Origin of the sequence: Synechococcus sp. H60.3 (genome assembly GCF_047462295.1) — a bacterium.
Classification (GTDB): Bacteria; Cyanobacteriota; Cyanobacteriia; order Thermostichales; family Thermostichaceae; genus Thermostichus.
In genome coordinates, this window is the sequence record NZ_JANSIY010000142.1 from 1 (window position 1) to 5,104 (window position 5,104).

General features: G+C 62.8%; 5 protein-coding genes. 1 reads left to right on the forward strand and 4 read right to left on the reverse strand.

Going from position 1 to position 5,104, the window contains the following annotated elements; all coding sequences use genetic code 11:
- Window positions 1-408: 408 nt before the first annotated feature.
- Entirely contained in the window at window positions 409-1,152 is a 744-nt protein-coding gene (fabG, locus tag NW841_RS11685; protein ID WP_414366653.1) for a 3-oxoacyl-[acyl-carrier-protein] reductase, read from the forward strand.
- 5 nt (window positions 1,153-1,157) lie between these two features.
- On the opposite strand, the gene NW841_RS11690 is transcribed toward fabG, so the two are convergent.
- The 4 genes from NW841_RS11690 to secG are packed head-to-tail and all read right to left on the reverse strand — an operon-like array spanning window position 1,158 to window position 4,472.
- Window positions 1,158-2,810 carry a gamma-glutamyltransferase family protein gene (locus tag NW841_RS11690; RefSeq protein WP_414386512.1) on the reverse strand — a complete coding sequence of 551 codons (1,653 nt, stop codon included), beginning with the start codon at window positions 2,808-2,810 and terminating at the stop codon, window positions 1,158-1,160.
- A 13-nt stretch (window positions 2,811-2,823) separates the two neighbouring features.
- Window positions 2,824-3,522 carry an HAD family hydrolase gene (locus NW841_RS11695; RefSeq protein ID WP_414366651.1) on the reverse strand — a complete coding sequence of 233 codons (699 nt, stop codon included), beginning with the start codon at window positions 3,520-3,522 and terminating at the stop codon, window positions 2,824-2,826.
- Between the two features lie 33 nt (window positions 3,523-3,555).
- Window positions 3,556-4,218, reverse strand: coding sequence for a YqiA/YcfP family alpha/beta fold hydrolase (locus NW841_RS11700; RefSeq protein ID WP_414378728.1), 663 nt, complete (start codon window positions 4,216-4,218; stop codon window positions 3,556-3,558).
- Window positions 4,219-4,232: 14 nt separating this feature from the next.
- Complete coding sequence (secG, locus tag NW841_RS11705; RefSeq protein WP_011431281.1) at window positions 4,233-4,472, reverse strand: preprotein translocase subunit SecG; 240 nt, start codon at window positions 4,470-4,472, stop codon at window positions 4,233-4,235.
- Window positions 4,473-5,104 lie beyond the last annotated feature (632 nt).

Below are 5,104 nucleotides of genomic sequence, written 5' to 3' on the forward strand. Positions count from 1 at the left end.
GGCTACCATTCGCGTCAGCGGCGCGTAGCGCTTAAGCCCGCTCCGTACCGCTTAGCGGTCGGAGCCGGGTAGTTTACTGGTTTCTCCCTGAACCCCCTAGGGAACTCTGTTCGCTTGCGCGAGCAGCGATAGCACCTACCGTTGGGGCCTACGGCCCGCTAACGCGAGGGGGTCTTCCCAGTCGGTTGCTCAAGCGCTCGGCGCCGCTAGCCCTCACCCCCGGCCCCTCTCCCAAAAGGAGAGGGGAGTTTGGGATCGAGGCGGCAGGCAGTCTCATTGCGGTTGGAATGGCCATAGGAGGGATGGCAAAGAAACCCGCTCCCCGCCCCAGACAAGGCCAAAGCATCCTATACTGTTGCGGCGGTAGAAATAAGCGGGAAGCTGCTGCCTATGTCTGAACTTCTCCCCTTGCCTTCGCTCCACAACCAGGTGGCAGTGGTCACCGGAGCCAGCCGCGGCATTGGCCGGGCCGTTGCCTTGCATCTGGGGGCGATTGGCGCCAAGGTGGTCGTCAACTACGCCCGCTCCGCCGCCGAGGCTGAGTCGTTGGTGCAGGAGATCGCCGCTCTGGGGGGCGAAGGGATGGCTGTGGCCGCCGATGTCTCCCAGCCGTCGGCGGTGGAACAACTCTTTGAGCAGGTGATGGAGCGCTGGGGGCGGGTGGACGTGCTGGTGAACAACGCCGGCATGGCCCGCGACACCCTACTGCTACGCATGAAGCCGGAAGATTGGCAGGCGGTGCTGGATCTCAACCTCACGGGGGTCTTCCTCTGCCTGAAGGCAGCCGCCAAGATCATGGTCAAGCAGCGGCAGGGGCGGATCATCAACATCACCTCGGTGGTGGGCCTGGTGGGCAATCCCGGCCAGGCCAACTACAGCGCCGCCAAAGCAGGGGTGATTGGTCTGACGAAGACAGCAGCCCGCGAGCTGGCCAGCCGCAACATCACCGTCAACGCCGTTGCCCCCGGCTTTATCACCACCCAGATGACCGAGAAGTTGGATCCCGGCCCCATCCTGGCCCAGATCCCTCTAGGGAGACTGGGATCCCCAGCGGAAGTGGCGGGGCTGGTGCGCTTTTTGGCGGCCGACCCGGCGGCAGCCTACATCACCGGGCAGGTTTTCGCCATCGACGGCGGCATGGTGATGAGCTGATCCTTCTACCAGGCCAGGGCCAGCCCATCGGCACGGGGTTCGGAAGCCCCGATTAAGTGATCCCCATCGCGAAAGATGATCTGTCCCCGGCCAAAAAGGCCGTAGTCCTCTTCTGCAGCTACCACCTGCACCGCGTGGCCCCGCGCAGCAAGCTCTCCCACCACCTGAGGGGGGGCCGTGCTCTCCAGCGCCACCTGCGGGATCCCTTGGTCGAGAAGCACCCGCCAGCGGGGCGCATCCAGAGCCGCTTGGGGGTTCAGGCCGTAATCCACCAGATTCACCACCACCTGCACATGGCCTTGGGGCTGCATCGTCCCTCCCATGACGCCAAAAGGGCCGAGAGGGATCCCATCTTTGGAAAGAAAGGCGGGGATGATCGTGTGGTAGGGGCGCTTGCGCGGGCCCACCTGGTTGGGATGACCGGGTTCCAAGGTGAATCCGGTGCCGCGATTGTGGAGGGCAATCCCTGTCCCTGGAACCAGCAGGCCGCTGCCGAAGCCGTCGAAGTTGGATTGGATCAAAGACACCATCAGGTCGCCATCAGCTGTGGCCAAGTAAACCGTTCCCCCCTGAGGTAGCCCTGGCTGAGCCAAGGGGATGGCCCTAGAACCAATCAACAGCCGCCGTTGCTGGGCATAACGTTTATCCAGCATTTGGGCGGGACTCACCTGTAAATAGTCGGGATCCGCTACCTGCCGGCTCACATCGGCAAAAGCCAGCTTCATCGCCTCAATCTGCAGGTGATAGCGCTCGCCGGCCTCGTAGGGGATCCGACCCAGCTCAAAACCCTCCAAAAGGTTGAGGGCCATCAGGGCGGCAATGCCCTGGCCATTGGGGGGGATCTCCCAGACGGTGTAGCCGCGGTAATCGGTATGGATGGGTTCTACCCAGTCGGCCCGATGTTCTGCCAAGTCGGCGCGGGACAGGAGACCGCCGGTGGTATCCGAAAAAGCCAGCAGCTTCTCCGCCAGCTCCCCCCGGTAAAAACTCTCGCCGCCACTATGGGCAATCTCTGCCAGGGTTTGTGCATGCAGAGGGCTGCTCCAGCGCTCCCCCGCCCGTGGAGCACGCCCCTGGGGGAAAAAAACGGCTTTGAAGGCCTCGTGGCGGGGATCCGGCAGCGGCAAATAGGTGGCCTCCGCCGCCTGCCACAGTTGGGCAATCCGGGGAGAAACCGGAAACCCCTCGCAGGCCAAGCGAAGGGCGGGCCCAAACAGGCGCTCGAAGGGCAGCCGTCCCCAGCGCCGGTGCAAGGCTTGCCAAGCCGAAACAGCCCCCGGCACCGTTACTGCCAACCAATCGTAAGCGGGAATCTGGCCGACACAGCGCTCCGGCGTCAGGGCAGCTGGGCTGCGACCGGAAGCATTCAAGCCGTACAGCCGGCCCTTCTCCCCTCCCTCCCACACCAGCGCAAAAGCATCGCCACCAATGCCATTGGAAGTCGGCTCCACCACCGTCAAAGCCACCGCCATCGCCACGGCTGCATCCACGGCATTGCCGCCGGCCCAGAACATCTCCATACCCGCCATTGCTGCCAGCGGTTGGCTGGTGGCCACGGCTCCCCGTTTGCCCATCACCACCCGTCGCCGCGAGGTAAATGGATAGCGATCCAGGGCCTGCCGTAAAAAAACCGGTGCTGGAGAGAGAGGATCCTGCATGGGTCTGTGCTCCCTATACAGGCAAGCTCAGAAGTGCTGCCAACTCGGCAAAGCTGTCCACCACCGCATCGGCCCCCGCCCGGCGCAGTTCCTCGGCAGTGAAAGCAGTGGTGAGGCCAACTGCCAAGCAGCCGGCCCCCTTGGCGGCGCGGATCCCGTGGGTGGAGTCTTCGACCACCAAACACCGGCTGGGATCCAAGCCCACCTTGGCAGCCGTTTTCAAATAGGGCTCGGGGTCGGGCTTGGCCCGCCGAATATCTTCGGCAGTAACCACGGCGTCGAACCAGCGGTGCAGGTTAAAGCGCTGGAAAATCTGCTCTTGATCCCGACGGGTGGCCGAGGTGGTGAGGGCGAGGGCCGAGAAGCGGCGGCGGCTAGCCGCCAAAAACTCCAGCACCCCTGGCACCAGCGGCACCTCTCCCAGTAGTTCTCCAAAAGCCTTGGCCTTTTCCTCGATCAAACGCTGCACCAGCAGGGATCGTTCTACGGGCGGGGTGTCCGTCAGGTGTTCTACGAGATACTCGAACATGTCCTGGTCGGTGCGCCCCTTAAACTGCAGGGAGATGGGAGCCAGATCCAGAGAGATCTGACAGCGCTGCAGGGCGATGACTCCGGCGCGGGCGTGGATCGGCTCCGAATCCACGATTACCCCGTCCATATCCAAAAGCAAGCCGGCAGTCGCGTCAGCGGCGCGGAGTGCTTCGGGTTGCATAGACAGTTGGGCAAGCGCGGGACAGGGATCCCCTTAGCAACAAGGCTGCTCTGTCGCCATCCCCCAGCCACAAAAGCGGCTGGTAACCTGCCAGATGGGATCCAACACATCGGTGAGGGCGTGGTCGCTCTCTACAGATACCAGTTGCGCCCAAGGACGACGGGCCACGTAGTCGCGGCTGGCCTGGATGGGAATGATCTCGTCCCGGATCCCATGCACAATCAGGGTGGGCACAGGCCGGCGCAACGCCCCATCCGGGTAGTGTTGGGCATCGGTGACAAAGCCGTACTCCAACAGCAGTGGACGGCCTTCTCCGTAGTGAAATACCGGCATTTGCCCAGTGCGTTGCCAGCTTTCCACCGCCTCCGCCCCCAGCCGCGGCAGCCAATGGCCCAGAAAGCCAAAGGCCGGTGCCAAGAGCACCAGACGCTGCACGCAGGGTTGCTGCTCAGCCACCCAGGCGGCCACCAGTCCCCCCAAGCTAGAACCAATAAGGGTAACGGGAGGATGGCCCATTTGCGCCAACTGCTCAGAAACCTGCCGGATCTGGCGGGTCAAGGTAAGCTGGGCAAAGTTGCCCTGGTTGAGATCGGGCACCTGCAGAGAGATCCCAAGCTGCTGCAGCCGCTGCCGGAAAAAAGTAGCCTTGGCCGATTGGGGCCCAGAGCCGAATCCGTGCAAGTAGATGACCGCCACGATGACAGGGATCCCTAGGGGCCTGTGGCTGCCGAGAGCCAGCCTGCCCCCAACACCACGCTGATGGAGAGGAAGAGGGTGGCTACCGTCCAGGTGATGCGGTTGAGGTTCTGCTCGGCGCTTTTGGAGCTGGAGAACAATTGAGCTTGGCCGCCGATGCCCGCCAGCCCATCCCCTTTGGGGCTATGCAACAACACCAGTATCACCAGCAAAACGGCCGAGGCAGACCAAAGGAACTCGAAGAAGGCTTCCATCGCAGAGGATCCCAGTAGGGCACGTTGCTGAAGCTATTATCGCCTGTATCTCCACCCTGGCACACCCTGCGCTCCCCTTCCAAAACCCACTAGATTGGAGTTTCAGCGTGGGCCAGGGAGATCTCTCACTGCCAGCCTTTTCCTCTCTGGGGGAGGAGCAGGCCGTTATCTGGCTAAGCCTAACCCTGTTTTGACACTCCCCCGACTAAAGTCGGAGGATTCTTACGCAGTCCACAAGCAGGCTCGTAAAGGCGCTGTCAAGACGCCCCTACCCACTTCCCTAGGGCAAAGCCCTAAGGTTCTGCTTACTTTGCTAAGCAACGCCCCCACGCTCTGCACTGCTCAGGTTTTCCACCGTAGCAGGTGCTTGCTAAGGCCTCCGGCCCGCTGGCGCGAAGGGAGAGCAACTTAAGTTGCTGGCGGGCTTCTCCGCCCCGCACTTTAGTGTGGGACTACCAAGCTATCCCCTGTGCCCTGGGTGAGATCTCTTCCGCCGCCTCTAAGCGGAGCCGTCGCATGGCTGTTGCTGGCCTTGCTGTTGTGGACGGTGGCCAGAGCAGTCGCGGACTTCTTGCATCAAGTCAACGTAAGGCGCGGGATTCCCCACCCGGGTGGGGAGGGATAGCGCCTCC